This window comes from Denitromonas halophila, assembly GCF_007625155.1.
GTDB lineage: Bacteria > Pseudomonadota > Gammaproteobacteria > Burkholderiales > Rhodocyclaceae > Nitrogeniibacter > Nitrogeniibacter halophilus.
This window is the reverse complement of record NZ_VMNK01000001.1, coordinates 101,882-128,611: the sequence shown is the minus strand read 5'-3', so window position 1 is coordinate 128,611 and position 26,730 is coordinate 101,882. Positions and strand designations below refer to the sequence as shown.

The window sequence follows — 26,730 nt, the reverse complement described above, 5'->3', positions numbered from 1 at the left end:
ATTATACGTGAAGCCCGATCGCGCCCGCGCCAGCGCAAAAAAACACGCCGCCACGCCTCCCCGTGCGATCAATCGACCAACTTGACGGGCAAGCGTCCGACGGGCGTGGCGGCCTGCCAGTGGCGCCGCCAATTATCTCGATAGGCCAGCGCCACCTCGCGATGCCCATAGACGACCATCACATTCTCAGCATTCTTGCGCCCGGCGGACCAGGTGAAGTTGTACGAGCCGGTAATCACCACCGACTGCGTCTCATCCGCGTCGATCAGGATCACCTTGTTGTGCGCCGCGCTGTACGCCGTCTCCAGCGCCACCGGCACGCCGGCGGCGAGCAGCAGCGGCAAGGCATTCTTGCCGCGCTGGTTCATGCGGGCATCGGCCAGCACCTGAACATCCACACCCCGACCCCGCGCAGCCACCAGCGCCTCGGCCACCGGCTTGCGGGTAAAGATATAGCTTTGCACCCGTACGCTACGGCGCGCCTGCCCGATCAGGGCAATCAGCCGTGCCTCGACCGGGTCATGCGGTGCGAACAACACCTCGATACGCCCATCGGCGTGCACCGGCCCGAGCGCGGCGGACGCCGCCAACGGCCAGAGCAGGCACAGCAAGGCGGCGCGAAGCCTCAGGCGCATCGCACCATTCGTGCCGCAAAAAAGCCGTCGGTGTCGTGATGGAAGGGGTCAAGCAGGAGCGTGGATCGTCCATTGTCGGGCAGCTCAACCCCCTGCTTGGCCAGCGCCGCCAGGGCCGGCTCGATGGTGAAGTCCGGATGCTCGGAGAGAAAAGCGTCGACCACCCCCATGTTTTCCTCGGCCATCATGCTGCAGGTGGCATACACCAGCACGCCGCCCGGCTTCACCAATCGCGCGGCGGCGGTGAGGATCGCGCCCTGCAAGACGGCTTTTTCGGCCAGCTGTTCCGGCCCCTGACGCCACTTCAGGTCGGGATTGCGCCGCAACGTGCCCAGGCCCGAGCACGGGGCATCGACCAGGACCCGGTCAACCTTGCCGGCGAGCCGGCTCAGTCGCACATCGTTTTCGTCGCGAATCGCCATCGGCTGCACGTTGCCCAGTGCCGCCCTTTTCGCCCGCTGCGCCAGCTCAGACAAACGCCCGGCCGACACGTCAAAGGCGTGCACCCGACCGGTGTTGCGCATCTGCGCACCAATCTGCAGACTCTTGCCCCCGGCACCGGCGCAAAAATCGACGATCTGCTCACCGCGTCGCGCGCCGAGCAACTGGCCGAGCAACTGGCTACCTTCGTCCTGCACTTCGATGCTGCCGTCCACCATCAGCGGATGACGCTGCAAGGCCGGCTTGCCGACCACCCGAAGCGCGTGCGGCGCCCAACGGCCGGCCACGGTTTCGATCCCGGCGGCGGCAAGCGCGGCCTGCACGGCGTCGCGTTTGGCTTTGACGATATTCACCCGCAAGTCGAGCGGCGCGGGTTGGTTGAACGCCTCGGCCACCGCCGACGCCACCTCGCCCGCCGGCCACGGCCAGCGTTCCATCAGCCAGTCGGGCAAGTCGGCACGCTCGGCGGGGCTCAGCGTGGCCGGATCGATCGCCGCCCAGGCGCCGCCGGTCCACGCCGCCACCAAGGCATCGGCACTTGCCCCCTCGCCCGCGGCGTGACGCACCCGACGCAAATGACGCAAACAGCCAAACACCGCGTCGGCCACACGGGCGCGATCACGGCTGCCGAGGGCCGTATTCTTTCGGAAATACTGTTGCACTGTCGCGTCGGCCGGGTGCGCAAACTGCAGCAACTGGTCGAGCAAACGGGCGGTGTGTTGATGCAGCACAGCGGGCAATGGCGCGCTCATGATGGATTCCCTTGTGCGGGTTCGCCGAGCACCAGATGCTCGGCTTGCTGATCGAGAATCTCGCCCTTGCGGTTCTCGATCCGGATACGTACCGGCAGCCAGTGCTGACCGGCGGCCAGCCAGATGTCGATCTTGACTTTGCCGTCGTCGGAGTGCACCGAAAAATGCCGCGTCGGCATCTGACCGAGCGGCAAACGCACCGTCGCGTCGCCCAGATCGCGCACCTTGGCCACGGCGGCAGATTTGTTGCTCACCACGGTCAGCGCCACCGGCGCTTTTGGCGCGCCCGGCTGGGCCAACTGGTGTGCGATGCTGAGAATGTCCTGGTCGCCGGCCACGATCGGTGCCTGACGTTTGCTGTCCCCCCGATTGATGCGCACCTGCGCGCCGACCCAGTCAAAGCGGGCTTCCTGATGCGGCTTGCCACGCTGGTCGACGCTGAATCGCTCGGGGCGCAAGCCCTGCGCCGTCACGGCGCCTTCGCTGCGCTGCTGGTAACGGAAGTCTTTGAGCAGTGCTGCCAGGCCGGTGGTCTCGACCAGCGACTCCATCCAGTAGCGGCCATCGTCGTGCCACCAGGTATGCGTCGCGCGGCCGATCTGAATGCCGCTGTCACCATGATAGATACGGTAGATGATGCGCCCCTGGGTCGGCCATGGCGCGGCGTCTTCGCTCGCTTCGGACATCGCCGGATTAGCCTGCGCCGCCCCCGCCAACACGCTCAGCACCAGGCCACACAGCACCAACCACCGCGCGCCGGGGCACATCACACGTTCTCCGGCGGCGGGCTGATCAGCACGCCGGGTTCGCGCACGCCAGCCACCCGGGCCACATTGCCATCGATGCTCACCCGGTCCTCGACAATCCAGCGCACCGCCTGCGGAAAGATACGGTGCTCCTGCGCCAGCACCCGTGCACTCAGCGTCGCCTCGTCGTCCCCGGCCATCACCGGCACCACGGCCTGGATGATGATCGGCCCGCAATCGAGCTCGGCCGTCACAAAATGGACCGTCGTGCCGTGCACCCGCACGCCCGCCTCCAGCGCGCGCTGATGCGTATGCAGGCCGGTAAATGAAGGCAGCAGCGAGGGGTGGATGTTGATCAGCCGGCCTTCGTACTGACGCACGAAACCGGGGGTCAGTACCCGCATGAAACCCGCCAGCACCACCAGATCGGGCGCGTGGCTGTCGATCGCCTCGGCCAGCGCGGCATCAAACGCCGCGCGCTCAGCATAGGCGGTGTGGTCGACCACGGCCGTAGCAATGCCTTGCGCGGCAGCGAAGGCCAGCCCGCCGGCGTTCGGCCGGTTGCTGATGACCGCGGCAATGCGTGCACCGGGAATGGCCGCCTGCACAATGGCTTCCATATTGCTGCCACGACCCGAAATAAGGATGACGATGGATTTCATGGGACTCGCTCTGGCCGGCCATGTCGCGCGGGGCTGCGCCCCGTTGCCGGCGAACTTTACAAAGGAAGGAAAACGGCGGTCGCTGCGTTCTGGATGACACGGGTCAGGGTGCGCCCGTCGCGCTCGGCGTGCACATCGGCCAGCGCATCGAGCAAACCGATCTGGCGGCCAAACTCACGTTCGAAGCTCAAATTGGCCACGGGTTCCATTTCGTTACTCAAGAGCAACACCTGCCCGAGCGCGTCGCGCGCCTGCCCCAGCTTCCAGGCGGCCACTTCAACATTTCGGGCCGCATTGTACACCCGCTGCGGGTCCACCTTATCGAACATATAGAACTCGCCGCGCTCGCCGAGCGCCTTCTGCACCATGCTCACCAAGCCGGTCACAAAGGCCTGCACACGGTCGCCCGGATAGTCCGGCGTGAGCGCAATCTGGATCGCCTCGGCGCCGTGGCGGTAATTAAGCGCCTCCAGCCGCCAGCGATGGTCGCGGTCAAACAGATCGGCCACCGCCGCCTCGGCGCTGGCCAGGCCCCGCTTGCGCCATTCGGCCGGATTGCGCCGGTAGAGCTTGAGTGTCAGCCGCCGCAGCGACTGAAACAGATGGTGGTGATGAATTTCCGAGACCTTGTCGATATCCGACTTGGCCAACCCCGACAGCGTAAAGCCCCGATCCATTCGCGGTGAGGGCCCGGAACCCGGTGCCGCGCAGCCCGCCAGGACGGCGCACACCAGGCTCAGAATCACCGCACGCATCGGCTCAGCCCGCCTGGCTCGCCGTGCGCCGATGGCGCAGCCAGCCAATCGCAATGGGCACCAGCGAAATCGCGATGATGCCCAGGATGACGAAGCTCAGATTGTTCTTGATGAACGGGATATTGCCGAACCAGTACCCAGCCAGGCACAGCGACCCGATCCAGATCGCCCCGCCGGCGATATCCAGCGGCAGGAAGCGCGAGTAGGTCATCTTGGCCACCCCGGCCACGAAGGGCGTGAAGGTGCGGAAGATGGGCAAGAAGCGCGCAATGATGATGGTCTTGCCGCCATGGGACTCAAAATACGAATGCGTCTTGTCGAAAGCCGCGCGGTTGAAAAAGCGCGACTGCTCCCAGCGGAACACCCGGTGCCCGACCGAGCGGCCGATCCAATAGTTGGTGTTATCACCCAGCACTGCCGCCACAAACAGCGTGGAGATCAGAATCGTGATGTCCATGCCGCCGGTGGCCGCCAGCGCGCCAGCCACGAACAACAGCGAGTCGCCCGGCAGGAAGGGCGTCACCACCAGGCCGGTTTCGCAGAAAATGATCAGAAACAGGATCGCGTAGATCCAGTTGCCATAGTCGGCCAGCACCACGGCGAGATATTTGTCCAGGTGCAAAACGATATCGATGAATTGGGCAATCAGTTCCATGACGCGGCGCAATAGAGTGGGCAGCGCGTATCATACCGAAGCCGCCGCTTCCGGGTTCGACTCCTGCAACCGGCACCGTTGCCTCTGACACGATTCACTGCCTGCCCATGCCTGCGATTCACCGCCTCTCCGACCCGCTCATCAACCAGATTGCCGCCGGCGAAGTCGTCGAACGCCCCGCCTCGGTGCTCAAGGAAGTGCTCGAAAACGCCGTCGATGCCGACTCTCAGGCCATCGAAGTGCTGCTCGAAGCCGGTGGCGTGCGGCGCATCCGCATCAGCGACGACGGCTGCGGCATCGACAAGGACGACCTCGCCCTCGCCCTCGAACGCCATGCCACCAGCAAGATCGCCTCGCTCGAAGACCTCGAATCGGTCGCCACCATGGGCTTCCGTGGCGAGGCGCTGGCCGCCATCGCGTCGGTCGCGCGCACCAGCATCACCAGTCGCGCCCGCGGCGCCGGCCACGCCTGGCGGGTCGAAGGCCCCGGCCGCGCGCCCGAACCCGCCCCGCTCAACCACGGCACCGTCGTGGATGTGCAGGAGCTCTACTACAACACCCCGGCGCGGCGAAAATTCCTCAAAACCGAAGGCACCGAATTCGCCCATTGCGACGAAGCCTTCCGCCGCGTGGCGCTGGCACGGCCCGACATCGCCATGCAGCTGACCCACAACGGCCGGGTCAGCCACCGCCTGCCGGCCAGCGACATGACCCGCCGCGTCGGCCTGCTGATGGGCGATGACTTCCTCGAGCACGCCCGCGCGGTCAGCGTCGAGGCCGGCCCGCTGCAGCTCACCGGCTTTGCCTCCCTGCCCGCCTACTCCCGCGCCAGCCGCGACGCGCAGTACTTTTTTGTGAATGGCCGCTTCGTGCGCGACAAGCTCCTCACCCACGCCATCCGCCAGGCCTACCGCGACATCCTGCACGGCAGCCGGCATCCGGCCTATGTGCTGTTCTTGCAGATCGATCCGCGCACCGTCGATGTCAACGTGCATCCGGCCAAGATCGAAATCCGCTTCCGCGAATCGCGCGCCGTACATCAGTTTGTGTACCACGCGGTCGAACGCGCGCTCGGCCACTCCGGCGCCGCTGAGGCTCGTGGTGACGCCTTTGTGCCGACCGCGCCGGTCACACCCACCGGCGCGCCACCAGCCGCCGCCTTCGGCCATTACGCCGCCACGCCAACCCAGAGCCCGCTGGCCATGGAATCGGCCGCGCGCAACTACTACGACTTCGCCAGCAGCGCGCGCCCGACAGAGCCACGCGCCCAAGGCAGCTTCAACGCCCCCGCCATGCCGCCCGAACAGGCCGGCGAAGCCCCGCCACTCGGCTTCGCGCTGGCCCAGTTGCATGGGGTGTATATCCTCGCGCAGAACGCGCAAGGCATGGTGCTGGTGGACATGCACGCCGCCCACGAGCGCATTCTGTATGAGCGCCTCAAGACCGTGCTCGACGGCACGCCCTCCATCCAGCGCCTGCTGATCCCCGCCGTGCTGTCGGTGTCGGCGCGCGAGATGGCCACTGCCGAAGCCTGCGCCGACGCGCTCGCCGGCATGGGCTTCGAAATCTCCGCCGCCGGCCCGACCGCCCTGTCGGTGCGCACCGTACCCGCGCTGCTATCGAGCGCCGACGTCGGCGAACTGACCCGCTCGGTGCTCGCCGAGCTCGAAGACATGCCCGCCACCGAGGTCATCACCGCGCGGCGCAACGAGCTGCTCGCCACCATGGCCTGCCACGGCGCCGTGCGCGCCAACCGCACGCTCACCATTCCCGAAATGAACGCCCTGCTGCGCCAGATGGAAGCCACCGACCGCGCCGACCAATGCAACCACGGCCGCCCGACCTGGACACAGTTCTCCATGGCCGAGCTGGATCGGTTTTTCTTGCGGGGTCAGTGAGGCGCGCGAGACGCTCTCAACCAGACCCAACCAATCGACCAGATCGAAATGAAAGAAATCGTCAGCTACTTGTTGTTTTCAATCGTGACTGTTCACATGCTGAGCATCGTGGTTGAATCGATCCTCTTTCGATCCTCTTTCGATCGATTCAACAAGACGGTATGAAAAACCGACGAAACCACCTGATCATCCGCACACGCGACGCCACGTTCCTTCCTTCTGTCGCATCTGTCATTGGGCTCATGATCATCAAATACGCCTTGTAGCCCCCGTAGGGCGGATAAGCGCAGCGCCATCCGCCAAACAAGGCCCCAAAGCGACACCGATGGCGGATGACGCTTCGCTCTTCCGCCCTACGAAACCGACCACGCTATCGCCGAACCACCTGCCACCCCCGCGCCGCCAAGGCGGCCGGAATGCCTTGCTCGCCAACCAGATGACCGCCGCCGACCGTCACGAAGAGCACGCCGGGTTCGGCCATCAGCGTCTCCAGTCGGTCGGTCATTTCCCGGTTACGTACATCGATCAGGGCGGCAAACAGCGGCGCGACGGCGTCACGGTCGGCACCTTCAAACATAAGGGCCTCAAGCTCCGCGTCATCACCATCCTGCCAGGCAGCGACCATGCGAGAAAGAAAATCACCAATCTCGCCACGGGTCACCATGCCGACGGTCTGGCGCAAGGCCGCTTCCTGAGCGCGCTCGCCACCGCCAGACAAAGCTTCAATCTGGCGCGCTGCGGTCTCCAGCGCCAGCACCGGTTTGCCCGATTCACGCGCACGCAACTGCAACACGCCGTCAACGCCGGCCTCGGTCGTAAACCCCGCTTGATTGGCCGCCAGCGCCATCAACAGCGTCGACGCAAACCACGGCTGCAAGCTTTGCATCTGACTCACCGGCAGGCCGACGGTTTTTGAGGCGTCGTGCAATTGCGCATAGAGCTCGGGCGGCATCAAGGTCTTGAGCGTCTGCCCCTCGGGCAAGCGACCCGCCTTGACCAGCGTTCGCGCCAGCGACGGATCGCTCACATCCAGCTCGAACACGGTGCGCTCGGCACGCGCAAAGGCCGCCTCCACCGCCGCCGGCAAGGGATAACAGGCCGCGTGGCACAGATGGATCGCGCCAAACAGATAGGCGCGCACACCGCCCTCGGCATCGCGCACCTCCCACAATGTGGGCGCCGCCATGGCCGTGCCGGACACGCCAACGCAGCACAGCAGCCACAGCACCGTTCGCTGGAGCGCCCGGAATCCATTCCTCATCGTTTGATCATCCTCAGTTACAAGGAGCGCAAGCCTACCCGAATCGACCACCACTGCGCATCGCCACCCCCGGTAGAATGGCGCCCATGCACACGCTGCCCCCCGCCCTGCTCCTGCTCGGCCCCACCGCCAGCGGCAAAACCGCCAGCGCGCTGGCGCTGGCCGAACATATGCCGATCGAGATCATCAGCGTCGATTCCGCGCTGGTGTTCCGCGACATGGACATCGGCAGCGCCAAACCCAGCGCCGCCGAGCAGGCGGTGTGCCCGCACCACCTGATCGACATCCTGTCGCCTGAAGAGGCCTACTCGGCGGCAAAATTCCGCGACGACGCGCTGCGCCTGATGGCCCAGATCACCGCCCGCAGCCGCCTGCCGGTGCTCGCCGGCGGCACCATGCTCTACTTCAAGGCGCTACGCGAAGGCTTGTCCGAGCTGCCACAGGCCGACGCCGAGCTGCGCGCCCACATCGACGCCGACGCCCGCCAGTTCGGCTGGCCGGCCATGCACGCCGCGCTGGCCCGGCTCGACCCCGACGCCGCCGCCAGCCTGAGCCCCAACGACGCCCAACGCATCCAGCGTGCCCTCGAAATCGTGCGTCTTACTGGCCGGCCACTGGCCGAGAGCTACGCCCGCCGCGAGATGGCCGCCCCGCCCTACCGCTTTGTCGGCATTGCGCTGGCGCCCACCGACCGCAGCGTGCTGCACCAGCGCATCGAAGCGCGCTTCGACGCCATGCTCGCCGCGGGCTTTCTCGATGAGGTCCGCACCCTGCGCGCCAAGTACGCACTCACACTCGAGATGCCCAGCATGCGCTGCGTCGGCTACCGCCAGGCCTGGGAGCACCTCGACGGCCTGACTGACGCCACCACGTTTCGCGACAAGGGCATCGCCGCCACCCGCCAACTCGCCAAGCGGCAACTGACCTGGCAGCGCAAGTTTGTTGAAGACTGGGGCGAGCTGAGCGTGGTCCCCTGCGACGACGAAACCGTTGTCAGCAAGACCGTCGACACCGCCCGCCGCCTGCTCGCCCTTTGCTGATGTCACGGCATGCGCTTGGCAAACCGTTGCGTTGTATGGCGAGCGGACGGCGATGGCCGGATACATCCGGCCCTACGATGGATGTCGGAGTGGCTTGAACCGTAGGACCGGATTCATCCGGCCTTGCGCGACTGGACGCCCCGCTACCCCACCAGCGACAATCCCGCCCAATCACCTCACAGGACACCCGCCATGGCACTCGGACACATCATGCTCATTCTCACCCTGCTGGCCGACGGGCAGCTCTCGGCTGCCTTCGTGAGCACCGCCAATCAGGCCGAATGCGAGACTCGCGCCACCGCCATCGGCGCCATTCTCAAGTCGGGCGGCGCCAATGTGCAGCAGATCCAGTGCCTGCAAGGCAGCCAGCAGTTCGCGCGCTTCTCGCACGCGGCCGCCTCGACCGCGCCGCGCCATGCCTATGAACTGGCGGTCATCGATGGCATTTTGACCGCCACGCCGATTACCGCCCTCGCCGACTGCACCACCGTCAAAACCGAATCAGCCGCCGACCAGCACTACTGCGTCAGCTCCACGCAAACCCTGGTCACCGATACCGCCGCCAAATAAGCCGCGCTCAGAACGGCACGCCGCGCCACGCGGCAATCGCCGCCTGCACCAGCACGGCTGCGCCATAGGCCTGCAGACAATAACGGGCATTGCCCTGCGCCATCGCACCCGCCGACACCCCGTAGCGCCCCTGCAGCGCGAGGTGGATGCCGGACATCGGGCTCACCGCCAGGCCAATCGCCCAGCACTGGGTGAACACCGCGGCCAGCAGCATCGGATCGGGCGAGATCGGTGCCAGCCAGGCCGACACCATGGCGATCGAGATGACCGCGTGCACACCAATCACGCACAGCCCGATCATGCCCGCCAGCACCAGCGCCGACTGAATCGGTCCGAAATGCGCCGGTGTCAGGCTGCCGCCCTGGGTGGCGATCAAGGCGTCCAGCCCGGTCGCAAACACCGCGGCCGCCAGAAACAGCGTCAACTCGCCACGCATGGCCGGCAAGCGCAGATGCACATGGCGCGCCACCGCCGTCGCACCGGCCGCCACGCCGGAGCGCGTCAGCACCACGCCCACCGCCATCAAGGGCGCGCACAGTGACACGATGGCCAGCGTCGTCCAGTGCGGCCAGAAGTAGTGACCAATGATCACCATCAGCGCCAGCGTCGCCGGCACCCACAGCGCCGACGGGCGCATCGGGTAGCCGACAAAATCTTGCGCCTCGGGCGCATGCTTGAGCAGATCGCGTCCGGCCAGGTAGTTGATCGCCAGCGCCAGCGGCACCCCAGCCAGTGCCATCTCGCCCAGCGTGGCGCCGGGCGCATAGGTGATCGCCACCGCCGTCGCGGCAAAAAACGGTGACCACAGCGCCGCCGACAGAAAGGCGCGGGTCAGCGCTTTGGTCTGGGTCAGCGAGGGTTGGGTGGCGCCACTCATGCGATCGGCCATGATGAACACCGCCGACAGATTGATCACCGCGCCAAACACATGCACCCCGCCCAGCGTGCGCCACAAGGCGCCGGGGCCACGCGGCAACGGCCGATCGTCGCCTGCCAGCCCGATCAACTGCAAAAAACTCACCGCCGCCAACATGCCAAGCAGCGCCATGTTCTGCGTCAGCACGCCCTGCCACGGCCAATGACCGCTGTGCCAACCGGCCCAGCCCAAGGCGATCAGACCAATGCCAATCAGCACCGCCGCCGTGCCTCGCTGGCGCGTATCCAGACTCGGCCACAACAGCGCGCACGCCGCCCACGCGCACACCCCCGCAAGCCACGCGGGCACCGGCAATCGGGCACCGGTGCTCAGCGCAAACACCATCATCAACAGGATCAGCCAGGCCGAGAACCGCTCGGCGTGCTTGCGAACAAAGGGAGGCATGCGGTTTATGATGCTGCAATCACGCGGCCGGGCGGCCGCAAAGCACGATATTGTCTCCTGAGCGCACCGATTCGGCTACCGCATGACCCAACGCACCATCGCTATCGTTGTGAATGCCCGCTCGGCCAACGGCCACGACGACGACCTGCGCGCCCGCATCGAAGCCGCCCTGCCGACCGACGCGGGCCGTCTGCTGTGGTTTCAGCCGCGCAAATCCAGCCGGCTCGAGCGTGTCTGCCAGCGCGCCGCCACCGTCGCCGATCTGGTCGTGGCGGTCGGCGGCGACGGCACGGTGCGCACCGTGGCCCAGCACGCCCGCGCCCGCGGCAAACCGCTGGCCATCATCCCCACCGGCACCTACAACCTCGTCGCCCGCCACCTCGGCATCCCGCTCGACGTGGCCGACGCCGCCCGGCTGGCGATCACCGGCAGCGCCCGCCCCACCCCCTGCGGCGACATCAACGGCCTGCTGTTCTTCAACCACGCCGCCTTCGGCCTGTACACCCGCATCATCGCCGCGCGCGAACGCCACACCGCGGTGCTCGGGCGCAGCCGCGTCACCGCCGTGCTCTCGGGCATCGCCACGCTGTTCAACCGCTACCCCATCCTCAAGCTGCGTCTCGACGTCGACGGCGAAACAAAACACTGCCGTGCCAACGCCATATTCTTCGGCGCCAACCCACTGCCGCTGGCCACCGTCGATGCCGAATTCGCCACGCAATGCGACGGCCGCGCGCTCGGGCTGGTGCTGATGCGCCACCAGGGGCGTCGCCATGTGCTCGCCGCCGCCTTCAAGGCGCTGTTCGGGCGGCTGTCCGACGCACCCACCTTCGAGCTCACCGCCCTGCAAGACACCACCGTCGACATCCTTCGACGCCGGCGGCGCCTGCGCGTGTCGATTGACGGCGAACTCATCAAATGCCGTCTGCCCCTGCAGGTGCACTATCAAACCGAAGCGCTGCAAGTCGTCCGGCCCGATCCGCTAGAATCAAGCGCATGACCCCCGCCTCGCCGGCCCTGCGGCTGGTCCACCTCTCCGACCTGCATTTCGGCGCCCAAGCGCCCGGCGCAGCGCAAATGCTGCTCGAGGCCGTCATCGGCCTGTCGCCACAGCTCACACTGATTACCGGCGACCTCACCCAGCGCGCCCGCAACAGCCAGTTCATTGCCGCGCGGCAATTCTTCGACCAGCTCCCCGGCGATTGGCTGGCTATCCCCGGCAACCACGACATGCCGCTGTTCCGCCCCTGGCACCGCCTGTTCACCCCACGCGGCCGCTACCGCCGCCACATCGGCGACGCCACCACCAGTCATGTCGACTGGCAGCAACTGCGCCTCGCCCTCATCGACAGCACCAACCCGCTCTCCTGGCGCTCCGGTCGCGTGCGCAGCGCCGCCGCCCGTGACGCCGCGCAGTGGCTGGCCGGCGGCTGCGACGGCCAACTACGCATCGCCGCCGCCCACCACCCCTTCGCCACCCGCGAACGCGGCAACAAGGGCGGCATGGCCGGCGCCAACATCGCGCGCAATCTGCTCATCGACGAAGGCGGTGCCGACCTGCTGCTTTGGGGACATCTGCATCGCAGCGAAGTGCGGCTGCTGGCCTCCGATGCCGGGCGCAACGCGATCGGCATCGGGGTCGGGTCGCCGACCTCGGGGCGGCATTCTTCAGAGGGGCTGTTTTTTCATCAGCTGGATGTGACGCCGGGGCATGTGCATCTTGTCGTCTGGCGACGGCATATGGCCGAGAGTTTGTTTTATCCGGTGGGGAATCACCGGTTTGTTCTTGGCCCGGCGGGGTGGCAGGCGGTGGTTTGATTTTTGCGCTTCCCACGCTGAGGGGCTTGCGGTTTGTTCGTCGGCAGCCTGATTCTTGACTGCCTTCGAGCGGCTTGGATTGGCCGGGTCTCGCCCCGGCGGGCGACCTACTTTCTTGCTCGTGCAAGAAAGCTAGGCAAAGAAGCACGGCCCGCTTTCGCCCCCCTTCGGAGTCCCCGCCCTCCGGACGCACCGGGCGGGGTGCTTCGCAAACTCGCCCTGCGGGCTCAAACAGCGAAGCCCCTTTTTCCGCCCGGCACGTCCTCCGGTTGGCGCGGCAGAGGGCGGAATTTTTCACCCGATTTGTATTTTGTGCCAGTCTTCTAGAGCCGGCTACGAGCTAATCACATACCGGTCGTCAGTGCTTTATAAACGCAGACCCCAGAATCCCATTCTGATACCACTAAATGGACCGTAAACAAAAATGGACTATGAAATTTTCAAAAAGCTTTACCTAAACGCAGAACACCAGTACATCTGGAAAGAAGACATCATCAATACCTACATTCCCGTCATTGAAAGAGCAATCAACGAAACCATCACTTGGTTTGACTCAGCAGATCAAAAAATATCCTCAACCGACATCGGTTCAGCAATTATTGCATCAGAAAAACACCAAGAAAAATATTACGCAATATATGTAAAGCGCCGTATCACCGGAAACATTGGCTCCATCTTTTCTATATTTAAAGAAAACTACAACATAGCAGCCAAAGGTTACGATAGCAGACTTGGAATTCCGATTCCTCCAGCGGAACTTGACGAGTTCATCGCTTTTTTCGAAAGGCTCGGGAAGAGCAAGTCCGACGCTGAGACGTTATGGAACAACATCCAAAGCTACAAAAGAAAAATATTCACATTTAGAACACTGGCAAACAAATCAATTAACAGACAACGAAGAGTTCCGCCAAAACTCCGAATGAAAGTTCTATCTCGCGATGGATTTCGATGCGTTTTTTGTGGATGTACTGGTGAAAAAACGTCTTTACACGTCGACCATATCAAGCCGGTCGCAAAAGGCGGGAGTAGTAAGCTAGATTTTCTCGCTACACTTTGCGAGGAATGCAATCTAGGCAAAGGGACGCAAGACATTGAAAATATTTTGGGAGGCAAATAGCCCGCGTAAGGTGCAATAACCGAAGGGCATTGCACCATTTCAACCGCTGCTTGGTGCAATACGGCTGCGCCTATTGCACCCTACGACGCGGCCCACCCTACGGAGTGGCGCTTTTCCAAGTGGGCGATGGCGAAGCCGGCGGTACAGCGGGGGCGTTTCTTTGCATCCTTTCTTGTCGCTACAAGAAAGGATGTCGCCCGCCGGGGCGAGACCCGGCCAACGACCCGTCGAAACGCCGACGACAAACCGAGAAACCGATGGTCGGTTGAAACCGCCCCTATTCCTTGGTAACCGGCATGGCGTCAGCGCGTAGGGTGCAATAACCGAAGGGCATTGCACCAATCCAACGGTTGAACGGTGCAATACGGCTGCGCCTATTGCACCCTACGACGCGGCCCATCAAGCGACCTGAGTTGTGAGGCACGATGGTGGGTGGCAAGCCACCCACCCTACGGGGTGGCGTTTTTCCGCACGGGCGATGGCGAAGCCGAGCCCGCGCGCCCTTCCCCTTCTGTGCCGCCGAACGGAGGCCGTGACCGGCGGGAATTGTCGTGTCGCGTGTTTGAGCCCGCAGGGCGAGTTTGCGACATGACCCGCCGGGTGCGGGCGTAGTGAGGGAACCGGCGGAGCCGGCGGTACAGCGGGGGCGTTTCTTTGCGTCCTTTCTTGTCGCTACAAGAAAGGATGTCGCCCGCCGGGGCGAGACCCGGCCAACGTCCCATCGAAAAGCCGACACCCCGACCGAAAACCGATGGCCGGTTGAAACCGACCCTACGATTCGGCCACGACAACCGAGCCAGACGCGCCGGCCGCCGCCCGAGTCTTCGGCGCAATGAGCGTATAGACAACCGGGACCACAAACAGCGTCAGCACGGTGCCAAAAGCGAGCCCGCCAACGATCACCCACCCAATCTGCTGCCGACTCTCGGCCCCGGCGCCGGTCGCCAGCGCGAGCGGAATCGCGCCCAGAATCGTCGCGCCGGTAGTCATGAGAATCGGCCGCAAGCGCAGCACGGCGGCATCGGTAATGGCAGAAATCAGCGTTTCGCCCCGCTCGCGCAGTTGGTTGGCGAATTCGACAATGAGGATGCCATGGCGGGTGATGAGGCCGATGAGGGTGACCAGGCCAATCTGGCTGTAGACGTTGAGCGTGCCGCCCGTCATCCACAGCGCGGCGAGCGCGCCGGTCATGGACAGGGGAACGGTGAACATGATGGTGAAGGGGTCGCGGAAGCTTTCGAACTGGGCCGAGAGCACGAGGTAGATGAACACGACGGCGAGAATGAAGGTGAGTAGCAGGCCGCCAGAGCTGATCTTGAACTCGCGGCTCTGGCCGTTGTAGTCGATGGCGTAGTCGGCAGGCAGCACGCGCGCGGCGATGGCTTCGAGCTCGGTGAGCGCTTCGCCGAGGGCGAAGTCGTTGGCGAGGTTGGCGGTGATGGTGACGGCACGGCGCTGGGCGAAGTGATTGAGCTCGCGCGGGGCGACGGCTTCATCAACGGTAATGAGGCTGGCGAGCGGGATCATTTCGCCGCTGCTGCCGCGCACATAGATGTCGCTGATGTCGTTGGGCACACTGCGATCGGCGGCATCGAGCTGGACGATGACGTCGTATTGCTCGGCGTCGCGCTTGAAGCGCGTCACTTGCCGACCGCCGAGCAGGGTCTCCAGCGTACGGCCGATCTGCTCGACCGACACGCCCAGATCAGCCGCCTTGTCGCGGTCGACCTTGACGGTGACCTCGGGCTTGGTGAGTTTGAGGTCGATGTCGGCGGCGATGAAGCGCGGGTTCTTGGCCATTTCCTGCAACATGGTGTCGGCCACGTCGGCCAGCTCGGTGTAGCTGGCAGAGGTGACGATGACCAGGTTGATGGGCTGCGAACGCGCGCTCTGGCCGAGCGAGGGTGGCGTCACCGGAAAGGCGCGAATACCCGGCACACTGAGGAAGCCGGGCAAGAGGCTGCGGGCAATCTGCGGCGACAGCGTGCTGCGCTCGGACCAATCCTTGAGGCCGCCAAAAGAGATGCCTTGCGACACGGTGGGGCTGCCCGAGACCACGAAATAGCGGGTGATGTCCGGCGTATCGGCGTAGAGCGCTTCGAGCTGGCGAGTGTAGCGGTCCATGTAGTCGATGGTGGCGCCTTCGGGGCCACTGAACACACCAATGATGAAGCCGCGGTCTTCAACCGGCGAGAGTTCTGACTTGAGCGTGTTGAGCAACCAGCCCGAGGCACCAACCACCGCCGCGAACACCAGCAGCACCAGCCAGCGCGCCTTGAGCGTGCCCCCCAGGATGCGACGATACCCGTTGGTCATGCCCAGCAGTACGGCTTCGATGGCGTTGTAAACACGGCCGTGGCCGGTCTCGTGCTTGAGCAGCTTGGAGCACATCATCGGCGACAGGCTGAGTGCGACGAAGCCGGAGACGATCACGGCGCCGGCGAGCGTGAGCGCAAATTCGATGAACAGCTTGCCGGTGCGACCGGTCATGAAGGCCACCGGTGCGTACACCGCGGCGAGCGTGAGCGTCATGGCCACCACGGCAAAGCCGATTTCCTTCGCACCGTCGAGCGCGGCCTGGAAGCGGGTCTTGCCCATTTCGAGGTGGCGGTGAATGTTTTCGAGCACCACGATGGCGTCGTCCACCACCAACCCCACGGCCAGCACCAGCGCCAGCAAGGTAAGCGTGTTGATGGAGAAACCCATCACCAGCATCAGCGTAAAGGCGCCGATCAGCGACACCGGGATGGTGACCAGCGGCACCAGGGTGGCGCGCCAGTTGCGCAGAAAGAAGAAGATGATGGCCAGCACCAGCAACACGGCTTCGCCGATGGTCATGAACACCGCGCGGATCGAGCGGTCGATGAACACCGTGTAGTCATTGGCGATGGTGACGGTCATGCCCTCGGGCAGGCCTTCGGAGATGCGCGGCAGCTCTTCGCGCAGGGCTTTGGACAGATCGAGCGGGTTGGCGGTGGCCTGCTTGATGAGGCCCAGCGCCACGGCCGGCTTGCCATTGAAGTGTGCCGAGGTGCGCTCGGACGCGGCCGCCACCTCGACCCGGCCCACATCACGCAGCCGAACCGGATAGCCATCGGCGCCAATCGGCGCGCGCACCACCACCTGTTCGAACTGGCCGACTTCGCTCAAATCGGTGCGCGCCACCACGGCAAACTCGCGCGACTGGCTTTCGATCAGGCCGGCCGGCACCTCGACGTTCTGCGCACGCAGGGCCGCTTCGACGTCCTGCACCGTCAGCCCGTAGGCCGACAACCGATCGCGGTCGAGCCAGATGCGCATGGCGTACTCGCGGTCGCCAAACACCCGTACATCGGCCGCCCCAGGCAGCGTCTGCAGGCGCGGCTTGACGATGCGACTGGCCACATCGGTCACATCCAGCGGCGAATGGCGGTCGGACGAAAAGGCGAGATAGATGATCGGGCTGGCGTCGGCCTCGACCTTGGAAATGACCGGATCGTCCACGTCATCCGGCAGGCGGCGGCGCACCCGCGAGACGCGGTCGCGCACATCGGCGGCGGCGCTGTCGGGGTCGCGTTCGAGGCGAAAGCGCACCGAGATCTGGCTGGACTCCTGCCGGCTGATCGAGGTGAGCACATCAACGCCCTCGATACCAGCGAGCGAATCTTCCAGCGGTTTGGTGACCTGCGACTCCATGATCGCCGGGCTCGCACCGCTGTAGCGCGTGCTGACCGTCACCACCGGCTCATCAATTTTCGGATACTCGCGCACCGTCAGGCGCGTGAAGGACACCAGGCCGACGAGAATCAGCACCAGCGACAACACCGTGGCAAAGACCGGCCGGCGAACGCAGATATCAGAGAGGATCATGGCAAGCGTGCCTTAGCGCGCAGCCGGTGCAACCGCGCGCACCGGCGCACCGTCGCGCAACTTGATCTGGCCGGCGGTGACCACCTCGGCGCCTTCAGGCAGGCCGTCGGTGATCTCGACCGAGGTGCCCTGGCGCCGCCCGACCTGCACCGAGGTGCGCTGCGCCTTGCCCTCGACGATGCGAAACACGAACTGGCCTTCGGCCGTGGGCACCAGCGCCTGTTCGGGCACCACCAGCACCGACTGCGCTTCACCCAGACTCAAGCGCACACGAGCAAACATGCCGGGGCGCAGCTTGCCTTCGCGGTTGTCCAGCGTGGCTTGCAGGCGAATCGCCCGGCCTTCGGCATCGATCAGTGGGTCAATCGCCGTGACCGTCGCTGGAAATGGCGTCGTGCCCAGCGCGTCGGCCGACACGGTCAGCCGCTGGCCGGGGGCCAGACTGCCAATGTGACGCTCGGGCAGGCGGAAGTCGACCTTGAGCATGTCGATGGCTTCGAGGTTGACCAGGTCGGCGCCCTCCTTGACGTAATCGCCAATGCTCACTTTGCGGATGCCCACGATGCCGTCGAAGGGCGCGCGCACCGTCATGCGTGCCAGACGCGCCGCCGCCGCCTGGTCCGCCGCTTCGGCCACGCGCAACCCGGCACGGGCTTCGTCGAGCGCGCGCTGGCTGACAAATTTTCGATTGAAGAGGTCTTCGGTTCGCCGGAAGTTGGCCTGTGCGAGCGACAAGCCAGCACGAGCCTGCGCCAGCTCGGCGGCCTGCACCGAGGCGTCGAGGCCAATGAGCATGTCGCCGCGCTTGACCGGGCGACCTTCGACAAAACCGATTTTGGCGATGCGCCCCGCCGTCTCCGGGCGAAGCACCACCGACTCGGACGAACGCAGCGTCCCCACGGCGCTGACTTCGTCGCCAAGGCTCAGTCGTGCCACGGGCTGCGCCTCGACCGCGGTCGCCTGGGGGCCGGCCTTGCCGGCGTCGCCATTCTGGGCCACTACGCTACCAGCGACGCCCAGCGCCAACGTCCCGATCAAGACCACCTTGCTTGTCAAACGCATCTTCTGCTCACCGATTCTCTGTCCTGCTCCGCAGGCAACCTTCCCCTCCGACCCCGGTGGGCCATGGGAGTTGCTCGCCGCAGTATATTCAAGCGGGGATTATGACGCCCAAAAACAAAACCCCGGCGCGCCCGGGGTTTTATATGCTGCCTTGCCTGCCACTCAGCAAACCACCGTCGGCGCTTCGCCGCCGGCGCTGGCGCGGATGTGCCCGAGTTCAAATACAGTTTCGCCAGCCGCCCGCAAATGCTCAGCCGCGGTCGCTGCATTTTCCTTGGCAACCACCACCACCATGCCGATGCCGCAGTTGAAGGTACGGTACATCTCGTTGGCTGCAATGTTGCCGGCGCCCTGCAGCCACTGGAACAGCGGCGGCATTTGCCAGGCGTCGGAACGCAGCTCGGCGGTCAGGCCTTCGGGCAGCACGCGCGGCACGTTCTCGAGCAAGCCGCCGCCGGTGATGTGGGCCATGCCCTTGACCATACCGGCATGTGCCTTCATCAGCGCCAGCAGCGGCTTGACATAGATGCGGGTCGGCTCCATCACCACGTCGCGCAGCGAGCGGCCGTGGAAGTCGGCGTCGAGATTCGGCTGAGTCAGCTCGATCACCTTGCGGATCAGCGAGTAGCCATTGGAGTGCGCACCGCTGGAGGCCAGCCCGAGCACGATGTCGCCCGCGGCGATGGTCTTGCCGGTGATGATCTCGGCCTTTTCGACGCCACCGACGGCAAAGCCGGCAAGGTCGTATTCGCCGGCCGGATACATGCCGGGCATCTCGGCAGTTTCACCGCCAATCAGGGCGCAACCCGACAGTTCGCAGCCGCGGGCGATGCCGCCAACCACGTCGGCCGCGGTGTCGACATCGAGCTTGCCGCAGGCAAAGTAGTCGAGAAAGAACAGCGGCTCGGCGCCCTGCACGAGAATGTCGTTCACGCTCATGGCGACCAGATCCTGGCCGACGGTGTCGTGTTTGTTGAGCTGGAAGGCCAGCTTGAGCTTGGTGCCCACGCCATCGGTGCCTGACACCAGCACCGGCTCCTTGTATTTACCGGTCAGCTCGAACAAGGCGCCAAAGCCGCCGATGCTGCCGAGCACTTCGGGGCGCATGGTGCGTTTGGCCAGGGGTTTGATGCGATCGACGAGGGCATCGCCGGCCACGATGTCGACGCCGGCGTCGCGATAAGTCAGGGCGGTCAAGGTGGTCACTCTCCAAAATCGATGGCGCTGGCATGGCGGCGCGCTTGAGCCCGCACACGCTTGCGACTACAGTACGGGCAATTCTCCCGGCGAACCCGTCGGGCCCCGTACCAAACCCCGCATTTTACATCGAATGTTCTCGCTCCGTGCCCGCCAAATGCAAACCGCCACCTGGATCGGTGTCGGTGTTGCCCTGCTCGTGCTGCTCTGGCTGCTGTCGCCGATTCTGGCGCCCTTCGCCATCGCCGCTGTGCTTGCCTATATCAGCGATCCGGCCGTCAACTGGATGGTCGCTCGCCGCCTGCCGCGTGCCGCCGCCGTGCTGCTGGTGATTGTGCTGCAAGGGCTGATGCTGTCCTTGCTGATCTTGATCCTGGTGCCGATGGTGTATCGCGAGGCGGTCACCCTGGTCACTCACCTGCCCGACCTGGTCGACATGCTCAACCAGCGCGTGCTGCCACTGCTCAAGGAGCAGTTCGACATCACGCTGCAACTCGACGCGGCGTCCATCCGCCAATGGATCGCCGAAAACTGGAGCTCGGCGCAGGACATCCTGCCCGGCCTGCTCAAAAAGGCCACCACGGGCGGTGCCGCGGTGGTCGGCTTTTTTGCCACCGTGCTGCTGATTCCGATGGTGATGTTCTACCTGCTGCAGGAATGGCCGCATATCGTCGAGGGCGTGCGCGCGATCATTCCGCGCCCCATGATCGCGACCAGCAGCCGGATCATGGGCGACATCGACAAGGTGATGTCCGAATTCCTGCGCGGCCAGCTGTCGGTCATGCTGCTGCTGGCGGTGTTCTACAGCATTGGCCTGTGGCTGGCCGGGCTGCGTTTTGCGCTGCCGGTCGGCGTCATCACCGGCCTGCTGGTGTTCGTGCCCTTTGTCGGCTTCAGCACTGGCCTCGTGCTGGCGCTGCTCTCGGCGCTGCTGCAAAACGCCGGCTGGCCGCCGATTATCGGTGTAGCCATCGTCTATGCGATTGGCCAACTGGTTGAGAGTTTTCTGCTCACGCCCTATCTGGTGGGCGAGCGCATCGGCCTGCATCCACTGGCGGTCATCTTCGCTCTGATGGCCTTTGGCGAGCTGTTCGGCTTTGTCGGCGTGCTGGTTGCCCTGCCCGCCAGCGCGGCATTGCTGGTTGGCCTGCGCGAATTGCGCACCGCCTACTTTGCCAGCCATGTGTATCGCGGCGACGACCCCCCGGAGGACGGCACGGCATGAAGCAGCTTGTGCTCGACATCCGGCTCGACGCCCCACCGACGCTGGAGAATTACTTCGCCGGCGACAACGCCGCGCTGATCGCCGCCTTGCAAGCCACCGTGCAGGGCCAGGGCATGGGGCATCTGTATTTGTGGGGCGCCCCAGCCACCGGCCGCAGCCATCTGCTGCGGGCGGCCTGCGACGCATGTCAGGGCGCCTACCTGAACGCCCGCGAAGTCGGCAACACCTTGCCAGGCAGCCCGGCACTGCTGGCGATCGACGACATCAACCACCTCGGCAACGACGCCGCCATCGCACTGTTCAATGCCTTCAACCGGGCGCGCGAGAATGGCCAGACCCTGCTGCTGGCCGGCGATCTGCCGCCACGCGCACTCAGCCTGCGCGAAGACCTGCGCACCCGCATCGGACAGTGTCTGGGCTTCGAGATTCAGCCGCTGACCGACGCCGCCCGTTCCGCCATTCTCAGCACCCTGGCAACGCAGCGCGGCCTGCGCATCGACGGCGACGTCGTCACCTATCTGATGCGTCATGGCCGGCGCGACATGCCCAGCCTGCTCAGCACGCTCGACGCGCTCGACCGCGCCTCCTTCGAGCGCAAACGCGCCATTACCCTGCCCTTGCTGCGCGAGATGCTGCAGTCGGGCCTCGACATCTGACACGGACACCCCATGGATCTCGTTCTTTTCGACCTCGACAACACCCTGCTGGCCGGCGACTCTGACTTCGCCTGGGCCGAATTCCTCATCGGCAAGGGCGTGCTCGACCGCGAAGTCTATGAAACCAAGAACGTCACCTTTTACGAGCAATACAAGGCCGGTACGCTCGATATTTTCGAGTTCCTCGACTTCCAGCTCGCCCCGCTGGCCCGGCACAAACGCGCCCAACTCGACGCCTGGCACGCCGAATTCATGGACGTCGCCATCCGCCCGATGATGACTACCCAGGCCCGCGCACTGGTCGACAAGCATCGCGCCGAGGGCGCGCTGATGGCCGTCGTCACCGCCACCAATAGCTTCGTCACTGGCCCGATCACCCGCGCCTTCGACATTCCGCACCTGGTCGCCACCATTCCGGCACAAGAAAATGGCGCCTTCACCGGCAAGCCGCGCGGCATGCCGGCATTCAAGGCGGGCAAAATCGAGCGGGTTGAAGCCTGGCTTGAATCGTTGGGCCTGCACATGGGCAGCTTCGACCAGAGCTGGTTCTACAGCGACTCGCACAACGATTTGCCGCTGCTCGCCCGCGTCAGCCAGCCGGTGGCGGTCGATCCGGACGACACACTGCGTGAACACGCCCGCCTGCACGCCTGGCCAATCATCAGCCTTCGCTAACACGAACATAGGCCGACACCCGCCGCTGCGGTATCATCGCCCGCTTAACTTCTAAGACATCGACCCCAATAATGATCCGTAAACTGCTGCGCAAGGTCTTCCGCCGCGCCGCACCTGGCCCCACCGACGGCCCGGCCCTGATTCCTGCCGAGATCCACGGCATTCCGATCGAGCGTGTCTCGCCCGCTGCGCGCAAAGTCTGCGCCGCATTGCAAGACGCCGGCTTCAAAGGCTTTATCGTCGGCGGCGCCGTCCGCGACCTGCTTGCCGACCTGACGCCCAAAGATTTCGACATCGCCACCAACGCCACACCCGAAGAAGTCCGCCGCCTGTTCCGGCGCTCGCGCATCATCGGTCGCCGCTTCAAGATTGTGCACGTCATGATCGGCGCCGAGATGATGGAAGTGTCCACCTTCCGCTCCGCCCGCGAAGCGGACGCCAGCTCGACCGACGAACACGGCCGCATCCTGCACGACAACGTCTTTGGCTCGCAGGAAGAAGACGCCCTGCGCCGCGACTTCACCGTCAACGCGCTGTATTACGACCCGACCACCGAACAGATTCTCGACTACCACCACGGCGTGGCCGACCTGCAGCAAAAAACCCTGCGCATGATCGGCGACCCGAAGGTGCGCTACCGCGAAGACCCGGTGCGCATGCTGCGCGCGGTGCGCCTCGGCGCCAAGCTGGGCCTGACCATCGACCCAGCCGCCAGCCGCCCCATCCGCGAGATGGCGTCCTTGATGGACAACGTGCCCGCCGCCCGCTTGTTTGACGAAATGCTCAAGCTGCTGCTGTCGGGCCATGCCGTCAAATGCCTCAAGCAACTGCGCGAAGAAGGTCTGCACCACGGCCTGCTGCCGTTGCTCGACGTAATCCTCGAGCAACCCATGGGCGAGCGCTTCGTCTGGGCCTCGCTCGAAAACACCGACGAGCGTGTGCGCGAGGGCAAACCGGTCTCACCCGGCTTCCTGTTCGCAACCCTGCTCTGGCATGAAGTGCTGGCCAACTGGGAGGCTCGCAAGGCCCGCGGCGAACACACCCACCCGGCGCTGTTCGAGGCCATGGATGAGGTGCTCAGTGTACAGGGCGAGAAACTCGCCATTACCCGCCGCATCGCGGGCGACATCAAGGATATCTGGGCGCTGCAGCCGCGTTTCGAGAAGCGCGCCGGCAAAGCCCCCTTCCGCCTGCTTGAGCAGCCGCGCTACCGCGCCGGCTGGGACTTCCTGCGTCTGCGCGCCATTTCGGGCGAAATCGACATGGCACAGGTCGAGTGGTGGAACGAGTTCGCGCACGCCGGCGGCAACACCCGCGAGGGCATGCTGACCGAACCGGAGCCGGGCGCCCCCCGCAAGCGTCGCCGCCGCCGGCGCAAGCCGTCAGGTGGCAGCGCCGACGCATGACACCCCAGCCCATTTCGTCCGTCAAAGCATTCATCGGGCTGGGCGCCAATCTCGGCGACCCGGTCGCGGCCATCGCCGACGCCTGTTCGGCGCTCGCCACCCTGCCCGACACGCGCCTGATCGCCCGCTCCAGCAACTACCGCACCGCGCCCATGGGCGTCAGTGGCCAGCCCGATTACATCAACGCGGTCGCCCAGATCGACACCCGCCTCTCACCCATGGCACTGCTGGTGGCGCTGATGGACATCGAAGCCAGGCACGGACGCACCCGCGAATTCGCCATGGCGCCACGCACCCTCGATCTGGATCTGCTGCTCTACGGCGATCAGCAAATCGCCTTGCCCGGCCTCCAGGTGCCACATCCGCGCATGCATCAACGTGCCTTCGTGCTGGTTCCGCTGGCCGAACTCGCGCCCACGCTGGATATCCCCGGCATCGGTGGCGTCAAGCAACAACTCGCCTCGGTGGCCGACCAGGTGATTGCGCCGCTGCCGCGCGCGACCTAAGATGTCTCGGCCGATGCGATCGGCCACCCTCTGAACTTTTCCGCGGGCCCCAACAAGCATGCTCGACAAAGCCAAGTACATCGTTGTGGAAGGCCCTATTGGCGCAGGAAAAACCTCCCTCGCCCGCCGCCTGGCCCATCGACTCGAAGCCGATCTGATCCTCGAACAGCCCGAGCTCAACAGCTTTCTGCCGAGGTTTTACCAGGACATGAGCCGCTGGGCGCTGCCCACCCAGCTGTCTTTCCTGTATCAACGCGTCGATGCGCTCAAACGCCTGGTGGGCGAAGACGTTGCCGGCCGACGAGTGGTCTCCGACTTCGTGCTCGACAAAGACCCCTTGTTCGCCGAGTTGAACCTCGACCCCGAAGAATTCGCGCTCTACCGCCGCACCTACGACCTCGTGGTGCCTGCCCCCACCCCCAAACCCGATCTGGTGATTTACCTGCAAGCCAAGCCGGACACGCTGATCGAGCGCATCGGCCGCCGCGGCGTCGAGGCCGAACGCGCGATTACCGCGCATTACCTCGAGCGCGTGGCCGAGCGCTACGCCAAGTTTTTTTATCAATACGACGCCTGTCCGCTATTCATCGTGGACGCCGAAATTCTCAATCCCGTCGATCAGGCAGATGACTTCGAACTGCTGATCGAACGCCTGCGCGCCATGCGCAGCTACCGGGAATTCTTCGGCTACGCCGCCTGATTCCGCCCCCCGATACGGTTACATTTGTGCAAAACCGCTTGTGCGATGCAACAGCTTGCGGTTTACTGCGCGCCGAGACAGAGGAAGGCCCCCAATGAGCTATCTACAGAACCAGAAACCCGTCACGCTGACCACGCTCGGCAAGATGCGCGCCGACGGCGAGAAGATCGTCATGCTCACCGGCTATGACGCAAGCTTTGCCGCGCTGCTCGAGCGCTGCGGCGTCGACATCATCCTGATCGGCGACTCGCTGGGCAACGTCCTGCAGGGCCAGAAATCGACCCTGCCGGTGTCCATGGAGCACATGGTCTATCACACCGAATGCGTCGTTCGCGGCTGTACGCGGCCCTTTATCGTCTCCGACATGCCTTTTGGCAGCTATCACGAAAACCGCGAACAGGCCATGCGCAACGCGGCACGTCTGATGGCCGCGGGCGCTCAGATGGTCAAGCTCGAAGGCGGCGAATTCATGGCCGATACCGTGCGCTTTCTGGTCGAACGCGGCGTACCGGTCTGTGCCCACATCGGCCTCACTCCGCAATCAGTGAACCAGCTGGGCGGCTATCGCGTCCAGGGACGCACCGACGAGGGCGCGGCACGCCTGATGGCGGACGCCACGGCACTCGAACAGGCCGGCGCGGCGCTCATGGTAATGGAAATGGTGCCAGCCACGGTCGCCGCCCACGTCACGCGCAGCCTGCACTCCATGGCCACCATCGGCATCGGTGCCGGCGTCGATTGCGACGGCCAGGTGCTCGTACTGCACGATCTGATCGGCGTTTTTCCCGGCCACAAAGCCCGTTTCGCCAAGAACTTCATGGAAGGCGCTACCAGTATCGACGCAGCGGTCACCCGCTATGTCGACGACGTGCGCAGCGCACGCTTCCCTGCCCCCGAACACTGCTACTGATCCGGAACCAGGAACCCGCATGCAGATTCACACCACCGTCGAAAGCCTGCGCGCTGCGCGCCGTGCCGCCAGCCGGGTCGCCCTCGTGCCCACCATGGGCAATCTTCACGAAGGGCATATCACCCTCATGCGCCAGGCGGGCGAACACGCCGACGAGGTGATTGCGAGCATTTTCGTCAATCGCCTGCAGTTCGGCCCGAAGGACGACTTCGACAAATACCCGCGCACGCTGGATGCCGATTGCGAAAAACTCGAAGCGGCCGGCGTGGCCCACCTGTTCACGCCCAACGAGTCGGTGATGTACCCCACTCGCCAGACCTACCACGTAGACCCCGACCCGGCGCAAGTCGCCACGCTGGAAGGCAGCTTCCGGCCGGGCCATTTCCGCGGTGTGGCAACAGTGGTGCTGAAACTGCTCAACATCGTCCAGCCCGATGTCGCCCTGTTTGGCAAAAAAGACTATCAACAGCTCATGGTGCTGCGGAACATGGTGAACCAGCTGGCGATCCCGGTTGACGTGCTGCCGGGCGAAACCGTGCGTGCCGATGACGGCCTGGCGCTCTCGTCGCGCAATCGCTATCTGTCGCCAGACGAACGTAGTGAAGCCAGCCGGATCTACCGCTGTCTGTCGCGCATTCGCGATGCGATCCGCGGTGGCGATACGCATTTCGACACGCTCGAGCGCGCCGCCATGAGCGAGCTGGCCGCCAACCGCTGGCAGCCCGACTACATCTCGGTTCGCCGTCAGAGCGACCTGCAAGTGCCGCAGACACCCAGCGACGGGCTGGTCGTGCTCGCCGCCGCGCGGCTTGGCGCCACCCGACTCATCGACAACCTGGAGATCTGAACGCCAATCGCATACGTTTGACCTGA

Annotated in this window: 25 protein-coding genes; 14 read left to right on the top strand and 11 right to left on the bottom strand. The window is 64.9% G+C overall.

Annotated features, from left to right (window positions below; genetic code table 11):
- Positions 1 to 68: 68 nt before the first annotated feature.
- From FHP91_RS00595 to FHP91_RS00570, 6 genes are read right to left on the bottom strand one after another with little or no spacing between them, the layout of a single operon-like run.
- The gene (locus FHP91_RS00595; RefSeq protein WP_144307759.1) at positions 69 to 635 is read right to left on the bottom strand and encodes a phospholipase D family nuclease; all 567 of its coding nucleotides are present in this window, start codon (positions 633 to 635) and stop codon (positions 69 to 71) included.
- Positions 626 to 1,828: an RsmB/NOP family class I SAM-dependent RNA methyltransferase gene (locus FHP91_RS00590; RefSeq protein WP_144307758.1), complete on the bottom strand. Its 1,203-nt coding sequence runs from the start codon at positions 1,826 to 1,828 to the stop codon at positions 626 to 628. Before FHP91_RS00590 ends, FHP91_RS00595 begins: the two co-directional genes overlap by 10 nt.
- Complete coding sequence (locus FHP91_RS00585; RefSeq protein WP_144307757.1) at positions 1,825 to 2,595, bottom strand: DUF3108 domain-containing protein; 771 nt, start codon at positions 2,593 to 2,595, stop codon at positions 1,825 to 1,827. Before FHP91_RS00585 ends, FHP91_RS00590 begins: the two co-directional genes overlap by 4 nt.
- Complete coding sequence (gene purN / locus FHP91_RS00580; protein WP_144307756.1) at positions 2,595 to 3,236, bottom strand: phosphoribosylglycinamide formyltransferase; 642 nt, start codon at positions 3,234 to 3,236, stop codon at positions 2,595 to 2,597. Before purN ends, FHP91_RS00585 begins: the two co-directional genes overlap by 1 nt.
- Positions 3,237 to 3,292: 56 nt before the next feature.
- The gene (locus FHP91_RS00575; protein WP_186301398.1) at positions 3,293 to 3,991 is read right to left on the bottom strand and encodes a hypothetical protein; all 699 of its coding nucleotides are present in this window, start codon (positions 3,989 to 3,991) and stop codon (positions 3,293 to 3,295) included.
- 4 nt (positions 3,992 to 3,995) lie between these two features.
- Entirely contained in the window at positions 3,996 to 4,646 is a 651-nt protein-coding gene (locus tag FHP91_RS00570; protein ID WP_144307755.1) for a DedA family protein, read from the bottom strand.
- Positions 4,647 to 4,753: 107 nt separating this feature from the next.
- Here FHP91_RS00570 and mutL point away from each other — a divergent pair, with 107 nt between their 5' ends.
- Complete coding sequence (gene mutL, locus FHP91_RS00565; protein ID WP_144307754.1) at positions 4,754 to 6,544, top strand: DNA mismatch repair endonuclease MutL; 1,791 nt, start codon at positions 4,754 to 4,756, stop codon at positions 6,542 to 6,544.
- Positions 6,545 to 6,914: 370 nt separating this feature from the next.
- Here the strand turns inward: mutL and FHP91_RS00560 are convergent, their stop codons facing one another.
- On the bottom strand, positions 6,915 to 7,805 hold the full coding sequence (locus FHP91_RS00560; protein WP_144307753.1) for a TraB/GumN family protein: 891 nt from the start codon (positions 7,803 to 7,805) through the stop codon (positions 6,915 to 6,917).
- A gap of 86 nt (positions 7,806 to 7,891) precedes the next feature.
- Here FHP91_RS00560 and miaA point away from each other — a divergent pair, with 86 nt between their 5' ends.
- Positions 7,892 to 8,845 carry a tRNA (adenosine(37)-N6)-dimethylallyltransferase MiaA gene (miaA, locus tag FHP91_RS00555; protein ID WP_144307752.1) on the top strand — a complete coding sequence of 318 codons (954 nt, stop codon included), beginning with the start codon at positions 7,892 to 7,894 and terminating at the stop codon, positions 8,843 to 8,845.
- A 192-nt stretch (positions 8,846 to 9,037) separates the two neighbouring features.
- The gene (locus FHP91_RS00550) at positions 9,038 to 9,415 is read left to right on the top strand and encodes a hypothetical protein (RefSeq protein WP_144307751.1); all 378 of its coding nucleotides are present in this window, start codon (positions 9,038 to 9,040) and stop codon (positions 9,413 to 9,415) included.
- A 7-nt stretch (positions 9,416 to 9,422) separates the two neighbouring features.
- On the opposite strand, the gene FHP91_RS00545 is transcribed toward FHP91_RS00550, so the two are convergent.
- Positions 9,423 to 10,736 carry a hypothetical protein gene (locus FHP91_RS00545; RefSeq protein WP_246116177.1) on the bottom strand — a complete coding sequence of 438 codons (1,314 nt, stop codon included), beginning with the start codon at positions 10,734 to 10,736 and terminating at the stop codon, positions 9,423 to 9,425.
- An 82-nt stretch (positions 10,737 to 10,818) separates the two neighbouring features.
- Between FHP91_RS00545 and FHP91_RS00540 the strand changes: the two genes are divergently transcribed.
- The 3 genes from FHP91_RS00540 to FHP91_RS21215 all read left to right on the top strand — a co-directional run bounded on the left by FHP91_RS00540 (position 10,819) and on the right by FHP91_RS21215 (position 13,671).
- Complete coding sequence (locus FHP91_RS00540; RefSeq protein WP_144307750.1) at positions 10,819 to 11,736, top strand: diacylglycerol/lipid kinase family protein; 918 nt, start codon at positions 10,819 to 10,821, stop codon at positions 11,734 to 11,736.
- Positions 11,733 to 12,554, top strand: a complete 822-nt coding sequence (locus FHP91_RS00535) for a metallophosphoesterase family protein (RefSeq protein WP_186301397.1) — start codon at positions 11,733 to 11,735, stop codon at positions 12,552 to 12,554. Before FHP91_RS00540 ends, FHP91_RS00535 begins: the two co-directional genes overlap by 4 nt.
- Before the next feature lie 424 nt (positions 12,555 to 12,978).
- Complete coding sequence (locus FHP91_RS21215) at positions 12,979 to 13,671, top strand: HNH endonuclease (RefSeq protein WP_222105066.1); 693 nt, start codon at positions 12,979 to 12,981, stop codon at positions 13,669 to 13,671.
- A gap of 771 nt (positions 13,672 to 14,442) precedes the next feature.
- On the opposite strand, the gene FHP91_RS00525 is transcribed toward FHP91_RS21215, so the two are convergent.
- The 3 genes from FHP91_RS00525 to purM form a co-directional block, all read right to left on the bottom strand.
- Entirely contained in the window at positions 14,443 to 17,520 is a 3,078-nt protein-coding gene (locus FHP91_RS00525) for an efflux RND transporter permease subunit (protein ID WP_144307748.1), read from the bottom strand.
- Between the two features lie 12 nt (positions 17,521 to 17,532).
- Entirely contained in the window at positions 17,533 to 18,582 is a 1,050-nt protein-coding gene (locus FHP91_RS00520) for an efflux RND transporter periplasmic adaptor subunit (protein ID WP_186301396.1), read from the bottom strand.
- 162 nt (positions 18,583 to 18,744) lie between these two features.
- Complete coding sequence (gene purM, locus FHP91_RS00515; RefSeq protein ID WP_144307747.1) at positions 18,745 to 19,788, bottom strand: phosphoribosylformylglycinamidine cyclo-ligase; 1,044 nt, start codon at positions 19,786 to 19,788, stop codon at positions 18,745 to 18,747.
- A 124-nt stretch (positions 19,789 to 19,912) separates the two neighbouring features.
- Between purM and FHP91_RS00510 the strand changes: the two genes are divergently transcribed.
- The 8 genes from FHP91_RS00510 (at position 19,913) to panC (ending at position 26,704) form a co-directional block, all read left to right on the top strand.
- Positions 19,913 to 21,004 carry an AI-2E family transporter gene (locus tag FHP91_RS00510; protein ID WP_144172511.1) on the top strand — a complete coding sequence of 364 codons (1,092 nt, stop codon included), beginning with the start codon at positions 19,913 to 19,915 and terminating at the stop codon, positions 21,002 to 21,004.
- Positions 21,001 to 21,660, top strand: a complete 660-nt coding sequence (hda, locus tag FHP91_RS00505; RefSeq protein WP_144307746.1) for a DnaA regulatory inactivator Hda — start codon at positions 21,001 to 21,003, stop codon at positions 21,658 to 21,660. Before FHP91_RS00510 ends, hda begins: the two co-directional genes overlap by 4 nt.
- A gap of 12 nt (positions 21,661 to 21,672) precedes the next feature.
- Positions 21,673 to 22,335 (top strand): histidinol-phosphatase, encoded by a 663-nt coding sequence (locus tag FHP91_RS00500; protein ID WP_144307745.1) that lies wholly within the window; start codon positions 21,673 to 21,675, stop codon positions 22,333 to 22,335.
- Between the two features lie 71 nt (positions 22,336 to 22,406).
- Positions 22,407 to 23,741: a polynucleotide adenylyltransferase PcnB gene (pcnB, locus tag FHP91_RS00495; protein ID WP_144307744.1), complete on the top strand. Its 1,335-nt coding sequence runs from the start codon at positions 22,407 to 22,409 to the stop codon at positions 23,739 to 23,741.
- Positions 23,738 to 24,247: a 2-amino-4-hydroxy-6-hydroxymethyldihydropteridine diphosphokinase gene (gene folK, locus FHP91_RS00490; RefSeq protein ID WP_144307743.1), complete on the top strand. Its 510-nt coding sequence runs from the start codon at positions 23,738 to 23,740 to the stop codon at positions 24,245 to 24,247. The genes pcnB and folK overlap by 4 nt, the downstream gene beginning before the upstream one ends.
- Before the next feature lie 58 nt (positions 24,248 to 24,305).
- Complete coding sequence (locus FHP91_RS00485; protein WP_144307742.1) at positions 24,306 to 24,947, top strand: deoxynucleoside kinase; 642 nt, start codon at positions 24,306 to 24,308, stop codon at positions 24,945 to 24,947.
- A 94-nt stretch (positions 24,948 to 25,041) separates the two neighbouring features.
- Complete coding sequence (gene panB, locus FHP91_RS00480) at positions 25,042 to 25,857, top strand: 3-methyl-2-oxobutanoate hydroxymethyltransferase (RefSeq protein WP_144307741.1); 816 nt, start codon at positions 25,042 to 25,044, stop codon at positions 25,855 to 25,857.
- Between the two features lie 19 nt (positions 25,858 to 25,876).
- Positions 25,877 to 26,704, top strand: coding sequence for a pantoate--beta-alanine ligase (gene panC / locus FHP91_RS00475; RefSeq protein WP_144307740.1), 828 nt, complete (start codon positions 25,877 to 25,879; stop codon positions 26,702 to 26,704).
- Positions 26,705 to 26,730: the final 26 nt, after the last annotated feature.

Coding starts and splice junctions, on each gene's coding strand:
- FHP91_RS00595 (WP_144307759.1), bottom strand. CDS start 635: ATGCGCCTGAGGCTTCGCGCCGCCTTGCTGTGCCTGCTCTGGCCGTTG.
- FHP91_RS00590 (WP_144307758.1), bottom strand. CDS start 1,828: ATGAGCGCGCCATTGCCCGCTGTGCTGCATCAACACACCGCCCGTTTG.
- FHP91_RS00585 (WP_144307757.1), bottom strand. CDS start 2,595: ATGTGCCCCGGCGCGCGGTGGTTGGTGCTGTGTGGCCTGGTGCTGAGC.
- purN (WP_144307756.1), bottom strand. CDS start 3,236: ATGAAATCCATCGTCATCCTTATTTCGGGTCGTGGCAGCAATATGGAA.
- FHP91_RS00575 (WP_186301398.1), bottom strand. CDS start 3,991: ATGCGTGCGGTGATTCTGAGCCTGGTGTGCGCCGTCCTGGCGGGCTGC.
- FHP91_RS00570 (WP_144307755.1), bottom strand. CDS start 4,646: ATGGAACTGATTGCCCAATTCATCGATATCGTTTTGCACCTGGACAAA.
- mutL (WP_144307754.1), top strand. CDS start 4,754: ATGCCTGCGATTCACCGCCTCTCCGACCCGCTCATCAACCAGATTGCC.
- FHP91_RS00560 (WP_144307753.1), bottom strand. CDS start 7,805: ATGAGGAATGGATTCCGGGCGCTCCAGCGAACGGTGCTGTGGCTGCTG.
- miaA (WP_144307752.1), top strand. CDS start 7,892: ATGCACACGCTGCCCCCCGCCCTGCTCCTGCTCGGCCCCACCGCCAGC.
- FHP91_RS00550 (WP_144307751.1), top strand. CDS start 9,038: ATGGCACTCGGACACATCATGCTCATTCTCACCCTGCTGGCCGACGGG.
- FHP91_RS00545 (WP_246116177.1), bottom strand. CDS start 10,736: ATGCCTCCCTTTGTTCGCAAGCACGCCGAGCGGTTCTCGGCCTGGCTG.
- FHP91_RS00540 (WP_144307750.1), top strand. CDS start 10,819: ATGACCCAACGCACCATCGCTATCGTTGTGAATGCCCGCTCGGCCAAC.
- FHP91_RS00535 (WP_186301397.1), top strand. CDS start 11,733: ATGACCCCCGCCTCGCCGGCCCTGCGGCTGGTCCACCTCTCCGACCTG.
- FHP91_RS21215 (WP_222105066.1), top strand. CDS start 12,979: ATGGACTATGAAATTTTCAAAAAGCTTTACCTAAACGCAGAACACCAG.
- FHP91_RS00525 (WP_144307748.1), bottom strand. CDS start 17,520: ATGATCCTCTCTGATATCTGCGTTCGCCGGCCGGTCTTTGCCACGGTG.
- FHP91_RS00520 (WP_186301396.1), bottom strand. CDS start 18,582: ATGCGTTTGACAAGCAAGGTGGTCTTGATCGGGACGTTGGCGCTGGGC.
- FHP91_RS00510 (WP_144172511.1), top strand. CDS start 19,913: ATGTTCTCGCTCCGTGCCCGCCAAATGCAAACCGCCACCTGGATCGGT.
- hda (WP_144307746.1), top strand. CDS start 21,001: ATGAAGCAGCTTGTGCTCGACATCCGGCTCGACGCCCCACCGACGCTG.
- FHP91_RS00500 (WP_144307745.1), top strand. CDS start 21,673: ATGGATCTCGTTCTTTTCGACCTCGACAACACCCTGCTGGCCGGCGAC.
- pcnB (WP_144307744.1), top strand. CDS start 22,407: ATGATCCGTAAACTGCTGCGCAAGGTCTTCCGCCGCGCCGCACCTGGC.
- folK (WP_144307743.1), top strand. CDS start 23,738: ATGACACCCCAGCCCATTTCGTCCGTCAAAGCATTCATCGGGCTGGGC.
- FHP91_RS00485 (WP_144307742.1), top strand. CDS start 24,306: ATGCTCGACAAAGCCAAGTACATCGTTGTGGAAGGCCCTATTGGCGCA.
- panB (WP_144307741.1), top strand. CDS start 25,042: ATGAGCTATCTACAGAACCAGAAACCCGTCACGCTGACCACGCTCGGC.
- panC (WP_144307740.1), top strand. CDS start 25,877: ATGCAGATTCACACCACCGTCGAAAGCCTGCGCGCTGCGCGCCGTGCC.